Raw genomic sequence first — 17,487 nt, 5'->3', positions numbered from 1 at the left:
GGTCAGAGGATGGCGGCGGGGGTGTAGGCGGCGGCGGAGGGGTGCTGGGCGGCGATCTTCTCGACCTGGGTGACGATTGCGGCCACCTGGGCTGATGCGGCGCCGACGAAGGCGGAGCGGTCGGCGACCAGGGCGTCGATCTCGGCGCGGGACAGGTTCAGGCGGGTGTCGGCGGCGAGGCGGTCGAACAGGTCGTTGTCGGCCTGGCCGCGCTCGCGCATCGCCAGCGCGACGCCGACCGCGTGCTCCTTGATCGCCTCGTGTGCGGTCTCCCGGCCGACGCCCTTCTTGACCGCGCCGACCAGGACCTTGGTGGTGGCCAGGAAGGGCAGGTAGCGGTCCAGTTCCCGGTTGATGACGGCCGGGTACGCGCCGAACTCGTCGAGCACCGTCAGGAACGTCTGGAACAGGCCGTCCAGCGCGAAGAAGGCGTCCGGCAGGGCCACCCGGCGCACCACCGAGCAGGACACGTCGCCCTCGTTCCACTGGTCACCGGCCAGCTCACCGGCCATGCTCGCGTACCCGCGCACGATCACGGCCAGGCCGTTGACCCGCTCGCTGGAGCGCGTGTTCATCTTGTGCGGCATCGCCGACGAGCCGACCTGGCCGGGCTTGAAGCCCTCGGTGGCCAGCTCCTGGCCGACCATCAGCCGGATCGTGGTGGCCAGGCTCGACGGCGCGGACGCCGCCTGGGCCAGCGCGGTGAGCACGTCGAAGTCCAGCGAGCGCGGGTACACCTGGCCCACGCTGTCCAGCACCCGCTGGAAGCCGAGGTGACCCGCGACGCGGCGCTCCAGCTCGGCGACCTTCGCGGCGTCGCCGTCGAACAGGTCGAGCTGGTCGGCCGAGGTGCCGACCGGGCCCTTGATGCCGCGCAGGGGGTAGCGGGCGATCAGCTCGTCGAGGCGCTCGTACGCGATGAGCATCTCCTGCGCCGCGCTCGCGAACCGCTTGCCCATGGTGGTGGCCTGCGCCGGGACGTTGTGCGAGCGCCCCGCCATGATCAGATTGTCGTACTCGGCGGCGCGGGCGGCCATCCGGGTCAGCGCGGCGACGATCCGGTCCCGGATCAGCAGCAGCGAGTCGCGGATCTGCAACTGCTCGACGTTCTCGGTGAGGTCGCGCGACGTCATGCCCTTGTGGATCTGCTCGTGCCCGGCCAGCGCGCTGAACTCCTCGATGCGGGCCTTCACGTCGTGCCGGGTCACCCGCTCGCGCTGGGCGATCGAGTCCAGGTCGACGGTGTCGAGCACCCGCTCGTACGCCTCGATGACGCCGTCCGGCAGCGCGATGCCCAGATCACGCTGTGCGCGCAGCACCGCGAGCCAGAGCCGCCGCTCGGCGCGGACCTTCTCCTCGGGTGACCACAGCGTCACCAACTCGGCGGAGGCGTACCGGGTGGCCAGGACATTCGGAACGTGCGGGCGCTTTGTCACGTGCCTCATTCTCGCACGCACCGATCGACGACCCTGGCGAGGCCGTACGGCGACGTGATCAAGCGGGCCACCGGGCAGCCCGCCCGGTGGCCCGCTCCGCCCGGCACCATCCGCTAGGCGAGCACCTTCGCCGCGACCGCGTCCGCGATCGCCTGGAGTTGAGCGACGCTCAGCGGCGTCTCCTCCTGGAACGCGGGTGCCAGCTTGCGGGTGTACGACCGGTTGTGCACCGCCACCACCAGCACCCGGCCGTCGGCCAGCATCACGCTGACCGTGTGGGACAGGTACACCCCACCAGGCGCCGACTCGTCACGCCGCGTCGTCACCGGCACGGGCGGCCCGCCGACCGCATGCGGCGCGACGTACAGCGACAGCGAGCCCTTGCGGCCACCGGACGCGATGCCGCTGCGGCCCGCGAACAGCTGCAACTCCTCCCCGTTCGCGACCGGCTTGTCCACGAACCTCACCACCGGCGGCTTCCCGTCCGGCTGCTGCGGGTCGCCCGGCGCGGAAGGGAAGAACAGCCACTGCCGGTCCGGAGCCGCCGCGAGCACCGCCCGGTCAAGCTCCGCACTGATCCGGCGGGCGCTCTGGGCCGCCTCCTCCGGTGTGGCGTACACCAGCCGGAACCCGTCGGTGACCGCCGGAGTGGCGTCGCTGGTGGCCGGCACCGTGGTCGGGGTCGGCGCACCCGCCAGGCCCTGGCCCAGCACCAGCGCACCGACGGCGAGCAGGGCCAGGCCGCCCGTGGAGGCGAGGCCGAACCGGCGGGCCGCCGCGCCGCGCCGCTCCCGGCGGATGATCCGGTCGACGTCCACGGCCGGTGCCGGAACCTCGCCGATGACCTCGTCGAACAACTGCCGCGTCATGACATGCCCCCCATCGGTACGGCCTGGCGACGCAGCGTCTCCAGGCCTCGTGCGGACTGGCTCTTCACGGTGCCGACCGAGATGCCCAGGATCTCGGCGGTCTCCTCGACCGAGTGGTCGAGGTAGTAGCGCAGCACGACCACCGCGCGCTGCCGGGGCCCGAGCGTGCCCAGCAGGGTGTTCAGGCCGTCGCGGTCGAGGAAGCCGTGCGGCTCGTGTACCGCGCGTTCCGGCAGCTCGGCCGTGGCCCGCTCGCGCCGCCACGGGCGGACGGTCTCGTCGAGCCAGGCCCGGGTCAGGACCCGCTGGGCGTACGCGTCGGGATTGTCGGCGGCCCGGACCCGGCGCCAGTGCCGGTACATCCTGCCGACGGCGACCGAGACCAGGTCGTCGGCCAGGTGCCAGTCCCTGCTGAGCAGGTACGCGGTGCGCCGCCAGCGGTCCATCCGCTCCGCGACGAACACCCGGAACCGCTCCTCTTCAGCCTTCGTCATCCCCTCACCTCCACCCGCCCGACCGCCCCCGCGCGTCGCGAGGTTGCACGTCCGGCAGTTTCGGGGAAACTGCGCCCTCGCACGACGAGAAACCCGCAGTTTCCCCGAAGCTGCGGGAAAACTGCGGGCTGGTGGTGGGTGGGGTCAGCGTTCGAGGACGGCTACGACGCCCTGGCCGCCGGCGGCGCAGATGGAGATGAGGGCGCGGCCGTGGCCCTTCTTGGCCAGGAGTTTGGCGGCGGTGGCGACGATGCGGCCACCGGTGGCGGCGAAGGGGTGGCCCGCGGCGAGGGAGGAGCCGTTGACGTTGAGCTTGGTGCGGTCGATGGCGCCCAGGCCGTTGGCCTCCCAGGCGGCCAGGGTCGCGAGCACCTGCGAGGCGAACGCCTCGTGGATCTCGTAGAAGTCGAAGTCCTGGAGCTTGAGGTCGAGGCGGGACAGCAGCTGGGGGACGGCGTACACGGGGGCCATCAGCAGGCCTTCGGGCTCCGGGTCGCCGTGTACGAAGTCGACGGCGGCGGTCTGCGCGGTGACGAAGTGGGCCAGCACCGGCAGTTTGCGCTCGGCGGCCCACTCGTCGGTGCCGAGCAGCACGACGGCGGCCCCGTCGGTGAGCGGGGTGGAGTTGCCCGCGGTCATGGTGGGGTTCTTGCCACGCAGGCCGTAGACGGGCTTGAGCGCGCCGAGCTTCTCCAGGGAGCTGTCGGGGCGCAGGTTCTGGTCGCGGGTCAGCCCCAGGTAGGGGGTGACCAGGTCGTCGAAGAAGCCCGCCTCGTACGCGGCGGCGAGTTTGCGGTGCGAGTCCAGCGCGAGTTCGTCCTGGTCGGCGCGGGTGACGCCCCAGCGCTCGGCGGTGATCGCGGCGTGCTCGCCCATGGACAGGCCGGTGCGCGGTTCGGCGTTGCGGGGCAGCTCGGGCTTGAACGGCTGGAGCGGGCGAAGCGCCATCGCGGCCTTGATCCGCTCGCCGGTGGTCTTGGCGTTGTTGAGGCGCAGCAGGATGCGGCGGAACTGCTCGTTGAGGGCGAGCGGGGCGTCGGACGTGGTGTCGACGCCGCCGCCGATGCCGGACTCCAGCTGGCCGAGCGCGATCTTGTTGGCGATGTAGGTGATCGCCTGGAGGCCGGTGCCGCAGGCCTGCTGCAGGTCGACGGCGGCGGTGGCCGGGTCGAGGCCGGTGCCGAGCACGGCTTCGCGGGTCAGGTTGAAGTCGCGGGAGTGCTTGAGCACCGCGCCCGCGGCGACCTCGCCGAGGCGCTGCCCGGCCAGGCCGTGCCGGGCGATGAGCCCGTCCAGCGCGGCGGTGAGCATGTCCTGGTTGGAGGCGCGCGCGTAGCGGCTGTTGGAGCGGGCGAACGGGATGCGGTTGCCGCCGATGACAGCGACCTTGCGCACTTCGGCAGTCACAACAGCCTCCTGGTGTCAGACCTTACTCGCGAGTAAGGTCTACCGCATGAGCGACCGTTACACAAGTTTCGCAAGGTCCGGGCCGGGGCGGGCGATAGTCAAGCGGCTCGGGCTGCCCGATCCGCCGCGGCTGCCGCGATACCGGTCGGGCGACGCGCTCATCCCGGGGCCGGTGCTCGTCGGGCCGTCCGACAGCCCGCGCTACGAGGAACTGGCCACGCTGCTCGGCTCGAACGAGGGCGGCGAAAAGCACCACGCGCTGGTCTTCGACGCCACCGGCATCACCACGCCCGGCGGGCTGCGGGCGCTGTACGACTTCTTCCACCCGGTGGCGCGCTCGCTGACCCCGGCGGGGCGGGTGATCGTGCTCGGGCTCCCGCTGAGCAGCGCCACCGACCCCGGCCAGGCCGCGGCGCAACAGGCCCTCGACGGTTTCGTGCGCAGCGTCGGCAAGGAGTTCGGCCGGGGCACCACCGCCCAACTGGTACGCGTACACCCCGAGGCCGACGTCGCCGCGCTGCGTTCGACGCTGGAGTTCCTGATCTCGACGAAGTCGGCGTACGTCAGCGGGCAGACGATCTCCGTGGACGCGACTCCCGCGCCGGAGACCAAGGACCTGAGCGGCAAGGTAGCGCTGGTGACGGGTGCGGCACGGGGCATCGGCGCGGCCATGGCCCGGGTGCTGGCCCGCGACGGGGCGCAGGTGATCTGCCTGGACGTGCCCGCGGCAGGGGACGACCTGGCCAGGATCGCCAACGAGGTGCGCGGTGAGGCGTACCAGCTGGATCTGACCGGGGCCGACGCCGCGCAGCGGCTGGCCGGGCACGTCCGGGAGCGGCACGGGCGGCTCGACGTGCTGGTGCACAACGCGGGCATCACCCGCGACAAGACCCTGGCGAACATGGACACCACCCGCTGGGACAGCGTGCTCGACGTCAACCTGATCGCCCCGGCGCACGTCACCGGGGCGCTGCTCGACGCGGGGCTGATCCCGGCGGGCGGGCGGATCGTCGGCGTCGCCTCGATCGCGGGCATCGCGGGCAACCGGGGGCAGACCAACTACGCCACCAGCAAGGCCGGCGTGATCGGCTGGGTGCACGCGCTCGCGCCCGTGCTCGCCGCGCAGGGCGTCACCGTCAACGCGGTCGCGCCCGGCTTCATCGAGACCGCGATGACCGCGAAGATGCCGATGATGATCCGCGAGGTCGGACGGCGTATGAACAGCCTGTCCCAGGGCGGGCTGCCGGTCGACGTCGCCGAGACGGTCGCCTGGTTCGCCGCGCCCGGTTCGGCCGCGGTGACCGGCAACGTGGTGCGCGTCTGCGGCCAGTCGCTGCTGGGGGCCTGATGCCGAGCATGCTGCGCGCGGCGCTGTCGGTGCTGCCGTTTCCCCGGCCCAGCACGCTGCCCGAGGACACGCTGACCGCCACGGTCACCGCCGACCCCGAGCACCTGGCCCGCTACCAGCGCGTATGCGGGTTCGGCCTGAGCGACCGGCTGCCGATCACGTACCCGCACGTGCTCGGCTTCGGGCTGCAGCTGGACCTGATGACCCGGCGCGACTTCCCGTTCCCGGTCGTCGGCGGGGTGCACGTGGCCAACCGGATCGAGCAGCACCGGCAGCTCACCGCCGCCGACGTGCTCGACCTGACGGTGCACGCCCAGGACCTGCGCGACCACCCGCGCGGCCGCCAGTACGACGTGATCACCACCGCTTCCGTGGGTGGTGAGCCGGTGTGGCGGGATGTGTCGACCTACCTGCGCAAAGGGCCGTCGGGCGAGCCGAAGGGCGAGCGCCCGGTCCGCGAACCGGCCCCGGCGTCCCCGCCGCACGCCACCTGGCGGGTGCCGACCTCGACCGGCACCGCGTACGCCGAGGCCTCCGGCGACCACAACCCGATCCACACCTCGTGGGCGGGCGCGCGCCTGTTCGGCTTCCCGAAACCCATCGCGCACGGCATGTGGAGCAAGGCCCGCTGCCTGGCCGCCCTGGAGGGCCGCCTGCCCTCCGCCTACACCGTCGACGTGGCCTTCAAGCTACCCATCCTGCTCCCCGCCACGGTCGGCTTCACCTTCACCGGCCGCGACTTCACCCTCCGCGACACCCGCACCACCAAACCCCACCTCACCGGCACCATCACCACGTAACCCCGGCTGGTGGGGTCAGGGGCGGGTGAAGAAGGTGCGCAGCAGGGTGGCGGACTCCTCGGCGAGGACGCCGGGGTAGACCTCGGGGCGGTGGTTGAGGCGGCGGTCGCGCAGGACGTCCCAGAGGGAGCCGGCCGCGCCGGTCTTGGGTTCCCAGGCGCCGAAGACCACGGTGCCGATGCGGGCGAGCACGATCGCGCCCGCGCACATCGTGCACGGTTCGAGGGTCACGACCAGGGTGCAGCCCTCCAGCCGCCACTGGCCTAGGCGGGCGGCGGCGGCGCGCAGGGCGAGGATCTCGGCGTGCGCGGTCGGGTCGTGGGCGGCCTCCCGCTCGTTGCGGCCGACCGCCAGCTCGGTGCCGTCGGGGGCGTACACGACCGCGCCGACCGGCACGTCCGCGCTGTCGTCGCAGCCCGCCGCGACGTCGAGGGCGCGGCGCATCCACTGCTCGTGCCGCGTCCGGGGTCTCAAGACTCCCGCAGCTCCTCGACCTCGTCGCCGCAGCCGATCGCCTGGCACACCTCGGCCGTGACGTCGGCGGGCAGCAGGCCGTCGGTGGCGCACAGGGCCAGCAGCTTGTGCGCGGACACGCCCAGGTCGGCCAGCAGGTCGGCGTCGCCGACCGGGTCGGCCGACGGGTCGGCGGCGGGCCGGTCCTCGTCGTCGTCGGCCGCCTCCACCTCGTCGATCTCCACGACCGGGGCCTCGACGTCGACGAGCAGCAGCTTGCCGAGCCGGGACTCGTCGGCGAAGGCCGAGTCGGAGCCGAAGATCCGCAGGTCCTCGCCCTCGTCGAGGCGCAGCACGACCAGGTAGGCGTCGTCGGACTCGACGAACATCAAGGAGACGTCGGCGCCCGGATCGGCGTCGCGCAGCAGGTCGGCTACCTCGTCCACGTCTGCCGCGTCATGCAGGTGCAGTTCGCTGGCGGCCCAGCCGGACCGGCCGCGGACCACCGCGGCGGCGAAGTACGACACGGTCCCCCCAAATGGTGTCGATATGGGCTACGGGCGAGCTCCGCCCGTGAGATCGGCCGTCAGCCGGCGGTCGCCGTACTGAAGACCCTGATCTGACAACGACCCGTCAGCCTGCCAGTCGCCGACGCATCGCGATCAGCTCGCGGAGTTTGTCGGACGCGACGATCTTGCCGGCCCCCCGGACGGCACGCGCGGTCCTCGCGACGGGCAGCAGCCGTTCGCGGCCGGAGCCTCCGGACAGCTCGGCGAGCAGCTCCAGGCGCCGGCGACAACGGTCCGGGTCTGGCTGCTGCGGCGTCCACATACAGCCGAGAGTGCCGCGCCGGTGTGACCCACGTCAAGTCCGGTAATGCGGTTGAATGGTGACGCTTCGTGACCACTGCTTCTCAGCACGGTGCGGCCCGCACGCATGTCGCGGGGGTTTAACACAAGGTCACTCACAGTGGCCAGGCTCCTCGGCGGATCCACTCGGCGATTACGGAGAGTGCCGCCGCGGTCCAGGCGACGCCGGTCGCCGCGGCCACTCCGGCCGCGACCCCGCGGTCGCCGTACCGGATGAGGGCCAGCGCGGCGAGCCAGGCGAGCAGGCCCGCCAGCACGGTCCAGCCGACGTAGCCGCCCAGCGTCACCCCGAACATGCCGAACGACAGCAGCCACACCCCTGCGCCCAGCGCCCCGGCGACCACCGCCCAGGGGCGCACCGGATGGGGTTCACGCAGCGTGGGACGGGTCCGAGACGGGATCACGCCTGCTCCTCGTATCGCTCGTGGACGGCGTGCCCAGAGACTGCGCCAGCCGGTTCGCGCGCTACGCCCGCTCACGCACCTTCAACCGGCAGGAACGCCGTGACGGTACGCCGGTCCGCGGCGACCTCGGTGATCCAGCCACCGGCGCGGCCCAGCCGCAGCAGCGTGTCCACGCGCACCGGCACCTGCTCGGGGCGGCCCGGCGCGGGCGGCCAGGCCTGCCGGGCGGTGTGCCCGTCCTTGGCCCAGTCGCGCACCGCGCGCAGCGGGTCGCGCCCCTCCAGGGCCTTGGCCGCCTCGTCGAGGCGGTCCTGCACGTCGCCGAGCGCGGTCAGCACCGCCGCCGCGTTGCCCCCGCACATCGCGGCGACCAGCTCGGGGCGGCTGCCCGCGACCCGCGTTCCGTCCCGGAACGAGCCCGCGGCCAGGGTCAGCGCCAGCGGGTCGCCCGCGGCCGTGGCCGCCAGCGCCAGGGCCAGCAGGTGCGGCACGTGGCTGATGACCGCCACCGCGCGGTCGTGCTCGGCGCTGGTCGACGGGACCACCCGCGCGCCCAGCGCGGTGACCAGGCCCGCCACCGTCAGCCAGTCGTCCAGGCCGGTCGGGGAGTCCAGGCACAGCACCCAGGCGCAGCCGGTGAACAGGGCCGGATCGGCGGAGGCGAAGCCGGACACGGACTTGCCCGCCATCGGGTGCCCGCCGACGAACCCGGCCAGCGGGTTGGCCGCCCGGCGCAGCCGGGCCGCGACCGCCTCGCGCACCGGGGCCTTCACCGAGGTGACGTCGGTGATCAGCCCGGCGTAGCCGCAGGCCGTCAGCGCGTCGAGCACATCGTCCAGGGCGGGCAGCGGCACCGCCAGCACCACCAGTTCGGCGTCGGCGGCGGCGTCGCGGATCGTCGCGGTGATCTGCCAGCGCTGCGCTGCGGGAACCCGGGCCGCAGCGTTGCGGGCCGTGGCCCGGGTCTCCGGGTCCGCGTCGAACCCGAGCACCCGGTGCCCGGCGGCGGACAGGGCCCGCATGAGTGATCCGCCGATGAGTCCGAGTCCGATCACCGCGATGTTCACACGGGCAGCCTGCCACACCGTGAGCGTGGGAGCGTCGGCCCGGTGGGTGCCTCGTTGGGCATGACGTGCTGAAATGTTCAACATTGCGCAATATGACGGTGACCGCGGCTCTGGCCGTGCTGATCTCACCGCTCGCCTTCACCTCCGTCCTCGCCGCCCCGGTGAACCCGGCCCCGGCACCCTCGGTCACCTTCAACGGGGAGGTGCTCGCCACCACGTACTGGGGCGGCACCATCTACGTCGGCGGTGACTTCACCTCGGCCACCAGCAACGGCAAGTCGATCGGCCGGGCCCGGCTGGCGGCCGTCGACGCCCGGTCCGGCGCCCTGCTGCCCTGGAACCCCGGCGCGGACGCCCGGGTCACCGCGCTGACGGCCGACGGCGGGGGCATCTACGCCGCCGGGTCGTTCCACAAGGTGAACGGCGTCAGCCGCGACAACATCGCCAAGATCAGCTCGTCGGGCGCGGTGCAGAGCACCTTCAAGCACTCCATCTCGGGTACGCCGTACGCGATCGCCGTCGGGCACGGCCGGGTCTACCTGGGCGGCTCCATCACCAGCGTGAACGGGCAGGAGCGGACCCGCGCCGCCGCGTTCGACGCCACCACCGGCGCGCTGGACCCGAACTGGCGCCCGCACGTCAACGACATCGTGCGGGCCGTGCTGGTCGCCCCCGACCGGGTCTACCTCGGCGGGCGCTTCAACGCGGTGAACTGGCTCAGGGGCACCGGCAAGATCGCCGCGGTCGACCCGGCGCGGGGCGAGGTCGACCTCGGGTTCTGGTCGCACGTCACGGCGATGGTGCACGACCTGGCCCTGGACGGCGGCATGCTGTACGCCGGGATCGACGGCGGCGGCGGCCGGGCCACCGCGATGGACCTGGCCGGCAACGCCAAGTGGACGATCACCACCGACGGCGACGTACAGGCCATCGCGGTGCTCGACGGCACCGTCTACCTCGGCGGGCACTTCGACAACGTCTGCAAGAGCGCCAACGTCGGCTACAAGGGCGTCTGCCTCGACGGCTCGAACCGCCGGGTCAAGCTCGCCGCGGTGACCCTATCCGGCGAACTGCTGCCGTGGACCGCGAACGGCAACGGCTCGGTCGGCGTGAACACGCTGAGCGCCAACCGGGACCTGGGCCAGCTCGTGGCCGGAGGCGCGTACACCGCCATCAACGGCAACGCGCAGCGCCGCTTCGCCCTGTTCAACCTGGTCAACCGCCCGGGTTTCCTGGACACCGGCTGGTGATCCGGTCCCGGACGTAGAAAGAGGCCCCAGCCATCCTCCCGGCTGGGGCCTCTTCGCGTTCCGGGCTACTTGATGTTCTGGAGCATGACGGCGATCAGGCCGGCCACCACCGGGGACAGCACCACCAGACCGGCCTTCAGCTCGCCGAACGTGGTCTGGTCCAGCCCGAGCAGCTTCTCCAGCTTCGCCTTGTTCTCGGCCGCCTCGATCAGCTCGCCGGTCGGCACCTGGTCCAGCGAGAAGTGCCGCTCCAGGTAGAGCTGGCCGCGCCGGCGCAGGGTCGCCGCGGTAGGCGCGAACATGGTGCCGACCACGAACGACGCGACCACCCCGGAGTAGAGCACCACGCCCTTGTCGAGCTCGTTGCCCCAGTCGAGGGCCGCCGCGTTGACCGCCATCACGAGCAGCACGAGGATGCCGAGCTGGCTCAGCATCCGTGAGCACATCCGGCGCAGCCGCAGCAGGGCGTCCAGCTGCTGGCCGGGAGTGCCCGGCAGCGGATCGGCGACAACCTGCTTCACCGCGCCGAGCGTCGCCGCACTGGTCAGCCCGCCGACGATGGCCAGTGCCGAAAGCGCGACCCCGCGCCCGGTCAGGCTGTCCACACCGTCGTCACTGCGCACCACGTACGGCGTCGCGTAGACCAGTGCCCCGGCCACCGCGAGCACGGTGCCCACGGAGAACCACACCCGCCGCCGCACGATGGGGTGCAGCCGCCGTACCTCCGCCCACCGCGACAGGCCGAACCCGAAGGCCTCCCCGGCCGCGGCCCCGAGCAGCGCGGCCACGACCACGAACGTCATCGGGTGCTTCGGGCTGCTCCAGGCGATGCCCGCCCCGATGACCGCACCAGCGAGCATGGTCAGCAGGCGGAAGTCGCCGATGGACCAACCGCGCGCCTCATGGGCCTGCGCCTCGTGCGCCGCGGCGACCACACTGCCGTGGGCGGCGGACCGGGCGGGCTCGCCGTAGTCGAACTTGCCGACCAGGCCGCCCGACGGCGGCGGCGAGGGGGCAGGGTGGTGCGGGTCGGGCTGGCGTTGCTCAATCACGCGAAACTCTCCCGTCGGCATCGGCTCCACCGGCATCAGGTCACCGCCCGGCGAACGGCGTCGACCTCGGGCAAGATGCGCAGGCAGGCATCGGCAGCACCTCCAGTGGCTCGGCGAAGCGGCGTGCGGGACCATATCGCGGCCCTCCGGCGGCGACAATCCCCTTCCCCGCCTGGGGTTTACGGGCCTGCGGCTAGCCTGGCGGGATGAGTGGACCAGGTGGGTTGCGGGAACTGCTGCGCGGAGACTGCCACGTGCACACCGACTGGTCCGACGGCGGCGACACCCTGGAGGCGATGGTCGCGGCGGCCGCCGCGCAGGGCCACGACTACGTGGTGCTGACCGACCACTCGCCCCGGCTGACGATCGCGCACGGGCTGTCCCCGCACCGGCTGCGCCGCCAGCTCGACGCCGTCGCGGCGGTCAACGAAGCGCTGGCGGGCACCGGTTTCCGGGTGCTGACCGGCATCGAGGTCGACATCGCGCCCGACGGCAGCCTCGACCAGGAGCCGGACCTGCTGGCACAGCTCGACGTCGTGGTCGGCTCGGTGCACAGCGAGCTGCGGATGGACCGGGCGAAGATGACGCGGCGGCTGCTCACCGCGCTGGCCGATCCGCACCTGGACATCCTGGGCCACTGCACCGGCCGCAAGCTGCCCGTCGTGACCGACGCCCGGCACGCCTCGCGGGGCGGGGCACCGCGACGGCGAGCGCCCAGCAGCTTCGACGTGGACGCGGTCTTCGCCGCGGCGGCCCGCCACGGCAAAGCCATCGAGATCAACTCGCGGCCGGACCGGCTGGACCCGCCGTCGAACCTGCTGCGCAAGGCGGCGAAGGTGGACGGCCTGCGCTTCGCGATCAACTCCGACGCCCACGCGGTCGCCCAGCTCGGCTGGCTCCCCCACGGCTGCGCCCGCGCCGAAGCGGCGGGCATCACCCCCGACCGAATCGTCAACACCCTGCCCGCCGACGACCTGCTCGCCTGGACCCGCACCCGCTGACCGCCGCGCTCGCCCCGCCGCGCCGCCACAGGTAGGCCGTGCCCGCCACGCCGCCTCGGGAAAGCCGTGCCCGCCACGCCGCGCCGCCACGGAAAGGCCGTGCCCGCCACGCCGCGCCGCCACGGGAAGGCCGTGCCCGCCACGGGAAGATCGCCGTTTCGGGTCAAAACCTGGGGTCATGCCCCACTTATTGACCCGAAACGGCGATCTTGGCTGGTCAGCGGCGGGCGGAGGCGGAGGCGGGAGTGGGGGCAGCGGCGGGGCGGGGGTGGCGGCGGGAGAGGGCGCCCTGGGCGACGGCGACGCCGAGCAGGACGATCAGTGCGCCGACCGGCTGGTTCCAGTGCAGGGACTCGCCGAGGACCAGGATGCCGAGCAGAGTCGCGACCACCGGGACCAGGTAGGTGACGTACGCGGCCGTCGACGCGCCCGCGGCGGCGATCACGCGCATGTTCAGCGCGAAGGCGATGCCGCTACCGAACACGCCGAGCGCCAGCACCGAGCCGATGACCGGCCAGGACAGCGAGGTCACCGCGGGCGGCATACCGGAGACCAGCAGGGCGGCGAGCACCGACGCCACGGTCGCGACCGTGGTCTGCGCGAACGCCAGCGACACCCCCGACGGGCGTACGCCGCCGAAGTCCCGGCCGGTCACGAAGCGCTTGAGGTAGGGGATCGACACGCCGTAGCAGGCCGCCGCCGCCCCGCACATGAGCTGCCCGCTGAGCGAGGAGGCCCCGGCGTCGTGCCAGAAGCCGAGCACGATGAGCACCCCGGTGAACCCGATCAGCAGGCCGCCCGCCGAGCGCGCGGTGAACCTCTCGGTGCGGAACACCAGCACCGCGAACGGCAGCACCCACAGTGCCGTTGTCGCGTTCCAGATACCGGCGACGAGGCTGTCGACGCGCTCCTCGCCGTACGCGAAGAGGGTGAACGGCAGCGCCACGCCGACCACGCCCGGCAGCAGCATGTGTGCCCACAGCCGGCGGTCGCCCGGCACCCGCTGCCTGCCGATGAGCAGCAGCGCCAGCAGCGTCAGCGCGCCGATGGCGATCCGCCCGGCGGCCACCCAGGTCGGGTGCAGCTCCCGTACGCCGATCTTGATGAAGATGAAGCTCGATCCCCAGATGACGGCGTTCGCCGCGAACGCGGGCAACCAGGCGGACCTGGTGACGGACGCGGTGGTGTCAGGAGCAATCGTGGTGGTCACCCCTGACACATTGCCAGAGCGGCCAGGTCGGGAGCCAGCGAGTTCCCGACATCGAACAGTCGATTTCCGCCACAACTAAGTCGCCTGCGCCAGGTCGGCGGCGTCGGCTAGGTTTCCTCGCATGGGACGAGTTGATGACCTGGCCGATCGCTATGTCGACGAGTGGGCCGCGCTGAGCCCCACCGGCGCCACCTATGTCGGTATCAGCGGCTACGACGACAAGCTGGACGATCTCTCCACCGACGGCTTCGCCGCCGGTGCCGACCTGGAACGCCGCACGCTGGCACAACTGCGCACGATCGAACCCGAGAACGAGCGGGAGTTCGTCGCCAAGGAGGCGATGGTCGAGCGGATGGAGCTCGGCGTCGCCCGGTTCGACGCGGGCGAGGTGACCAGCGAGCTCAACGTGATCTCCAGCGCGCTGCACGGCCTGCGGGGCACCTTCGACCTGATGCCCACCGAGGGCGACGAGGCGGTCGGCAACATCGCCGCCCGGCTCAACGCCTTCCCGGCTGCGCTCGCGCAATACCAGCAGACCCTGCTCGACGCCGCGCGCTCGGGCAAGGTCAGCGCGCGCCGCCAGATCGAGGAGGTCGCCAAGCAGTGCGACATCTGGACCAGCGCCGAAGGCGACGACTTCTACCTGGGCCTGGCCCGCCGCGTCGAGGCCGGTGGCGCGCTGCGTGCCGAGCTGGACCGCGGTGCGAACGCCGCCAACGAGGCGACCCGCGAGTTCGGGCAGTTCCTGCGCACCGAGCTGGCTCCGCTGGGCCGGGAGAAGGAGGCCGCCGGGCGCGAGCGCTACGAGCTGGCCTCGCAGTACTTCCTCGGCGCGCGGGTCGACCTGGACGAGACGTACGCGTGGGGCTTCGAGGAACTGCACCGGCTGGAGACCGAGATGCGGGCGGTGTCCGCGGTCATCGCCGGTCCCGGCGCGTCCATCGACGAGGCGGTCGCCAAGCTCGACGCCGACCCGAAGTACAAGGTCCGGGGCAAGGAGCAGTTCCGCGACTGGATGCAGCAGCTGGCCGAGAAGGCCATCAGCGACCTGAACGGCACCCACTTCGACATCCCCGAGGCGATCCGGCGCATCGAGTGCTGCCTCGCGCCGACCAGCGACGGCGGCATCTACTACACCGGCCCGAGCGAGGACTTCACCCGCCCCGGCCGCATGTGGTGGGCCGTGCCGCAGGGCGTCGAGGAGTTCTCCACCTGGCGTGAGGTCACCACGGTCTACCACGAGGGCGCTCCGGGCCACCACCTGCAGGTGGCGCAGGCGGCGTACCAGTCGGACAAGCTCAACCGCTGGCAGCGCCTGCTGAGCTGGTCCTCCGGCCACGGCGAGGGCTGGGCGCTGTACAGCGAGCGGCTCATGGACGACCTCGGTTACCTGGCCGACCCCGCCGACAAGCTGGGCATGCTGGACGGGCAGGCGTTCCGGGCCGCCCGGGTCATCGTCGACATCGGCATGCACCTGGAGCTGGAGATCCCGCGCGACAACCCGTTCGGCTTCCACCCCGGCGAGCGGTGGACCCCCGAGCTGGGCTGGGAGTTCCTGCGCGCGCACTGCCGCGTCGGCGACGAGATGCTGCGCTTCGAGCTCAACCGCTACCTCGGCTGGCCGGGACAGGCCCCGTCGTACAAGGTCGGCGAGCGCATCTGGCTGCAGGCCCGCGACGACGCCCAGGCCCGCAAGGGTGCCGCGTTCGACCTGCGCCAGTTCCACTCCGACGCCCTCGACCTCGGCTCCCTCGGCCTGGACCCCCTCCGCAAGGCCCTCGCCCGCATCTGACAACCCGAAGGAAGGGCACCTTCTTATCGCAAGGCGATAAGAAGGTGCCCTTCCTGACATCGACCGCCCACCACACCCGCGGCCCGACCCCACCTGCGCAACTCTTGAAGAGTCGCGGCGTCATGGTGGCTTCGAAGGCGCAACTCCTTAAGAGTTGCGAACCGGGGCGGGCGGGGCGGCCGGGCGGGGGCGGGGCGGCCGGGCGGGCGGGGTGGGGTGGTCAGTTGGTGGTGGTGATGGTGGTGGCGGTGACGGTGGTGTCGGCGGTGGTGCCGACGACGGTGATCTCGGTGCCTGCGGTGAGGTCCTTGAGGGTGATCTTGTCGGTGGTCTGGACCGTGGTGGTGTCGGCGGTCTTGATGGTGAGCAGGCGGCCGTCGGCGGTTTCCAGGTAGACGGTGGTGCCGTCGACCAGCTTGATCTTTCCGGTGATCGGGGCGGCGGCGGGCTGCTGGCCACCGGGCAGGCCGCCCTGCTGGCCCGGGAATGCGCCGTTACCGCCACGGACACCGCTGCCGGGCCGGTTGGCGGCGTTAGCGCCGGTCGGCGCTGTGCCGGACGTGCCGAAGTTCTGCTGGACCTGGACTCCGGCGAGGAAACCTCCACAGGTCAGCACCAGGGCGAGCAGGATGCCGGTGCTGCGGGTCAGCCACGGGCCGCGGCTGGCCTTCGCCAGTCCCGCGACCAGGTCGTCCATCGGCACGGCTGAGGGGGCGTCGGCCGAGATGACGTCGGTGGTCGCCGACTCCCGGGTACGGATCGCGTGCTTCATAGAGGTCCAGACTCCTTACTCGTACCGCAGGGCGTCGATGGGGCGCAGGCCGGCCGCCCGGCTGGCGGGGTAGCTGCCGAAGAACAGGCCGATGGCCACGCAGACGCCCAGCGCCAGCACCACCGAATCGGGCATGATCACCGGTTTGATGCCGACGATCTCGAAGTTCGCGCCGATCAGCGCGGCGGCGACGCCCAATCCGCCGCCGAGCAGGCTGAGCAGCGTCGCCTCGATCAGGAACTGGCTGAGGATGACCCGGCGCGGGGCGCCCAGCGCCTTGCGGATGCCGATCTCGCGGGTCCGCTCGGTCACCGAGACCATCATGATGTTGGTGATGCCGATGCCGCCCACGACCAGCGAGATCCCGGCCACCGCACCGAGCAGCACGGTGAAGGTCTCGGCGGTCGCGGTGCGCGTCTCCAGCAACTGGGAAGCGTCCCGGATCTGGTACGGCGTGCTGCTAGCACCGTCCGCGACGTGCATCTTCGCGTTGAGGATCGCGGTGATCTCGGCCTTCGCCGCGGCCACGGCGTCCGCGTTCACGGCCTCGACGGTGATCGACGAGACCGGGCCGTAGCCGGTCAGCGAGCGCTGCACCGCGGGCAGCGGCGCGATCGCCACGTCGTCGGGGTCGTTGAACCCGGTCGAGCCCTTCCTGGCCAGCACCCCGATCACCGAGTAGATCTGCCCGGCGATGCCGATGCGCTGCCCGACCGGGTCCACGGTGGTGCCGAACAGCTCCTCGGCGGTCGTCGGCCCGAGCACCACCACCCGTGCGGCCTGGTCCACGTCCTCCTCGGTGAACCCCGACCCGCTGGCGATCACGCTGTTGGACGCCGCGAAGTAGCTCGGATACGTGCCGATCACCGCGTTGACGTCGTACGACGCGTCGCCGAAGGTCAGCGTCTGGGCGCTGTTCACCACCGGCGACACGCTCTTGACGTCCGGCGCGGACTCCCGGTCCTGCAGCGCCTTGACGATGTCGAGGGTCAGGTCGGTGCGGTAGCCGGTGTCACCGCCCCGGCCGCCCTGCACGGTGAGGGTGTTGGTGCCGAGCGCGGCGAGGCTGTCCTCGACCTGCTTGGCCGACCCGTTGCCGACCGCGACCAGCAGGATCACCGCCGCGACGCCGATCAGGATGCCGAGCACGGTCAACCCGGAGCGCAGCTTGTTCGCCGACACACCCCGCAACGCGAACCCGAAGATCTCGAAGATGCTCACGCCGACCCCTCCCCGCGGCACGTCCCGCAGTTTCGGGGAAAG

At 72.2% G+C, this 17,487-nt stretch carries 17 protein-coding genes and 1 pseudogene; 5 read left to right on the top strand and 13 right to left on the bottom strand.

Annotated features, from left to right (window positions below):
* Positions 1–2 precede the first annotated feature (2 nt).
* The 4 genes from purB to HAV40_RS13535 form a co-directional block, all read right to left on the bottom strand.
* A complete protein-coding gene (gene purB / locus HAV40_RS13550) occupies positions 3–1,445 on the bottom strand; it encodes an adenylosuccinate lyase (RefSeq protein WP_166381317.1) in 1,443 nt (480 codons plus the stop codon).
* Between the two features lie 104 nt (positions 1,446–1,549).
* A complete protein-coding gene (locus HAV40_RS13545) occupies positions 1,550–2,305 on the bottom strand; it encodes a hypothetical protein (protein WP_166381316.1) in 756 nt (251 codons plus the stop codon).
* On the bottom strand, positions 2,302–2,799 hold the full coding sequence (locus HAV40_RS13540; protein WP_166381315.1) for a SigE family RNA polymerase sigma factor: 498 nt from the start codon (positions 2,797–2,799) through the stop codon (positions 2,302–2,304). Before HAV40_RS13540 ends, HAV40_RS13545 begins: the two co-directional genes overlap by 4 nt.
* Positions 2,800–2,943: 144 nt before the next feature.
* Positions 2,944–4,206 carry an acetyl-CoA C-acetyltransferase gene (locus tag HAV40_RS13535; RefSeq protein WP_166381314.1) on the bottom strand — a complete coding sequence of 421 codons (1,263 nt, stop codon included), beginning with the start codon at positions 4,204–4,206 and terminating at the stop codon, positions 2,944–2,946.
* A gap of 46 nt (positions 4,207–4,252) precedes the next feature.
* Between HAV40_RS13535 and HAV40_RS13530 the strand changes: the two genes are divergently transcribed.
* Positions 4,253–5,554 carry a 3-oxoacyl-ACP reductase gene (locus tag HAV40_RS13530; protein ID WP_166381313.1) on the top strand — a complete coding sequence of 434 codons (1,302 nt, stop codon included), beginning with the start codon at positions 4,253–4,255 and terminating at the stop codon, positions 5,552–5,554.
* Positions 5,554–6,354, top strand: a complete 801-nt coding sequence (locus HAV40_RS13525; protein ID WP_166381312.1) for a MaoC/PaaZ C-terminal domain-containing protein — start codon at positions 5,554–5,556, stop codon at positions 6,352–6,354. Before HAV40_RS13530 ends, HAV40_RS13525 begins: the two co-directional genes overlap by 1 nt.
* 15 nt (positions 6,355–6,369) lie before the next feature.
* On the opposite strand, the gene tadA is transcribed toward HAV40_RS13525, so the two are convergent.
* The 5 genes from tadA to HAV40_RS13500 form a co-directional block, all read right to left on the bottom strand.
* Entirely contained in the window at positions 6,370–6,876 is a 507-nt protein-coding gene (gene tadA, locus HAV40_RS13520) for a tRNA adenosine(34) deaminase TadA (protein WP_409364951.1), read from the bottom strand.
* Positions 6,825–7,334 carry a tRNA adenosine deaminase-associated protein gene (locus HAV40_RS13515; RefSeq protein WP_166381311.1) on the bottom strand — a complete coding sequence of 170 codons (510 nt, stop codon included), beginning with the start codon at positions 7,332–7,334 and terminating at the stop codon, positions 6,825–6,827. Before HAV40_RS13515 ends, tadA begins: the two co-directional genes overlap by 52 nt.
* Before the next feature lie 106 nt (positions 7,335–7,440).
* Positions 7,441–7,638 carry a hypothetical protein gene (locus HAV40_RS13510; RefSeq protein WP_166381310.1) on the bottom strand — a complete coding sequence of 66 codons (198 nt, stop codon included), beginning with the start codon at positions 7,636–7,638 and terminating at the stop codon, positions 7,441–7,443.
* 133 nt (positions 7,639–7,771) lie between these two features.
* Positions 7,772–8,080 carry a hypothetical protein gene (locus tag HAV40_RS13505; RefSeq protein ID WP_239086055.1) on the bottom strand — a complete coding sequence of 103 codons (309 nt, stop codon included), beginning with the start codon at positions 8,078–8,080 and terminating at the stop codon, positions 7,772–7,774.
* Positions 8,081–8,151: 71 nt separating this feature from the next.
* Positions 8,152–9,231 (bottom strand): prephenate dehydrogenase/arogenate dehydrogenase family protein, encoded by a 1,080-nt coding sequence (locus tag HAV40_RS13500; RefSeq protein WP_409364952.1) that lies wholly within the window; start codon positions 9,229–9,231, stop codon positions 8,152–8,154.
* Positions 9,232–9,239: 8 nt separating this feature from the next.
* Between HAV40_RS13500 and HAV40_RS13495 the strand changes: the two genes are divergently transcribed.
* A complete protein-coding gene (locus HAV40_RS13495; protein ID WP_166381308.1) occupies positions 9,240–10,397 on the top strand; it encodes a PQQ-binding-like beta-propeller repeat protein in 1,158 nt (385 codons plus the stop codon).
* Positions 10,398–10,462: 65 nt separating this feature from the next.
* Here HAV40_RS13495 and HAV40_RS13490 read toward each other — a convergent pair whose 3' ends face one another.
* Complete coding sequence (locus HAV40_RS13490) at positions 10,463–11,449, bottom strand: hypothetical protein (RefSeq protein WP_166381307.1); 987 nt, start codon at positions 11,447–11,449, stop codon at positions 10,463–10,465.
* Between the two features lie 224 nt (positions 11,450–11,673).
* On the opposite strand from HAV40_RS13490, the pseudogene HAV40_RS13485 reads away from it, so the two are divergent.
* Positions 11,674–12,450: pseudogene (locus HAV40_RS13485) on the top strand (PHP domain-containing protein); the annotation flags it as partial.
* Positions 12,451–12,667: 217 nt separating this feature from the next.
* Here the strand turns inward: HAV40_RS13485 and HAV40_RS13480 are convergent.
* A complete protein-coding gene (locus HAV40_RS13480; RefSeq protein ID WP_239086056.1) occupies positions 12,668–13,660 on the bottom strand; it encodes a DMT family transporter in 993 nt (330 codons plus the stop codon).
* A 121-nt stretch (positions 13,661–13,781) separates the two neighbouring features.
* Between HAV40_RS13480 and HAV40_RS13475 the strand changes: the two genes are divergently transcribed.
* Positions 13,782–15,452, top strand: a complete 1,671-nt coding sequence (locus tag HAV40_RS13475; RefSeq protein ID WP_166381304.1) for a DUF885 domain-containing protein — start codon at positions 13,782–13,784, stop codon at positions 15,450–15,452.
* 220 nt (positions 15,453–15,672) lie between these two features.
* On the opposite strand, the gene HAV40_RS13470 is transcribed toward HAV40_RS13475, so the two are convergent.
* Positions 15,673–16,224, bottom strand: a complete 552-nt coding sequence (locus HAV40_RS13470; RefSeq protein ID WP_239086058.1) for a hypothetical protein — start codon at positions 16,222–16,224, stop codon at positions 15,673–15,675.
* A 15-nt stretch (positions 16,225–16,239) separates the two neighbouring features.
* On the bottom strand, positions 16,240–17,445 hold the full coding sequence (locus HAV40_RS13465; protein WP_166381303.1) for an ABC transporter permease: 1,206 nt from the start codon (positions 17,443–17,445) through the stop codon (positions 16,240–16,242).
* Positions 17,446–17,487 lie beyond the last annotated feature (42 nt).

Origin of the sequence: Catellatospora methionotrophica (assembly GCF_011297335.1) — a bacterium.
GTDB classification, from domain to species: domain Bacteria; phylum Actinomycetota; class Actinomycetes; order Mycobacteriales; family Micromonosporaceae; genus Catellatospora; species Catellatospora methionotrophica.
Note: the sequence above shows the minus strand (reverse complement) of the source record. Positions and strands in the feature narration are given on the sequence as shown.

Coding starts and splice junctions, on each gene's coding strand:
- HAV40_RS13510 (WP_166381310.1), bottom strand. CDS start 7,638: ATGTGGACGCCGCAGCAGCCAGACCCGGACCGTTGTCGCCGGCGCCTG.
- HAV40_RS13475 (WP_166381304.1), top strand. CDS start 13,782: ATGGGACGAGTTGATGACCTGGCCGATCGCTATGTCGACGAGTGGGCC.
- HAV40_RS13525 (WP_166381312.1), top strand. CDS start 5,554: ATGCCGAGCATGCTGCGCGCGGCGCTGTCGGTGCTGCCGTTTCCCCGG.
- HAV40_RS13495 (WP_166381308.1), top strand. CDS start 9,240: ATGACGGTGACCGCGGCTCTGGCCGTGCTGATCTCACCGCTCGCCTTC.
- HAV40_RS13500 (WP_409364952.1), bottom strand. CDS start 9,231: ATGTTGAACATTTCAGCACGTCATGCCCAACGAGGCACCCACCGGGCC.
- purB (WP_166381317.1), bottom strand. CDS start 1,445: ATGAGGCACGTGACAAAGCGCCCGCACGTTCCGAATGTCCTGGCCACC.
- HAV40_RS13545 (WP_166381316.1), bottom strand. CDS start 2,305: ATGACGCGGCAGTTGTTCGACGAGGTCATCGGCGAGGTTCCGGCACCG.
- HAV40_RS13530 (WP_166381313.1), top strand. CDS start 4,253: ATGAGCGACCGTTACACAAGTTTCGCAAGGTCCGGGCCGGGGCGGGCG.
- HAV40_RS13540 (WP_166381315.1), bottom strand. CDS start 2,799: ATGACGAAGGCTGAAGAGGAGCGGTTCCGGGTGTTCGTCGCGGAGCGG.
- HAV40_RS13470 (WP_239086058.1), bottom strand. CDS start 16,224: ATGAAGCACGCGATCCGTACCCGGGAGTCGGCGACCACCGACGTCATC.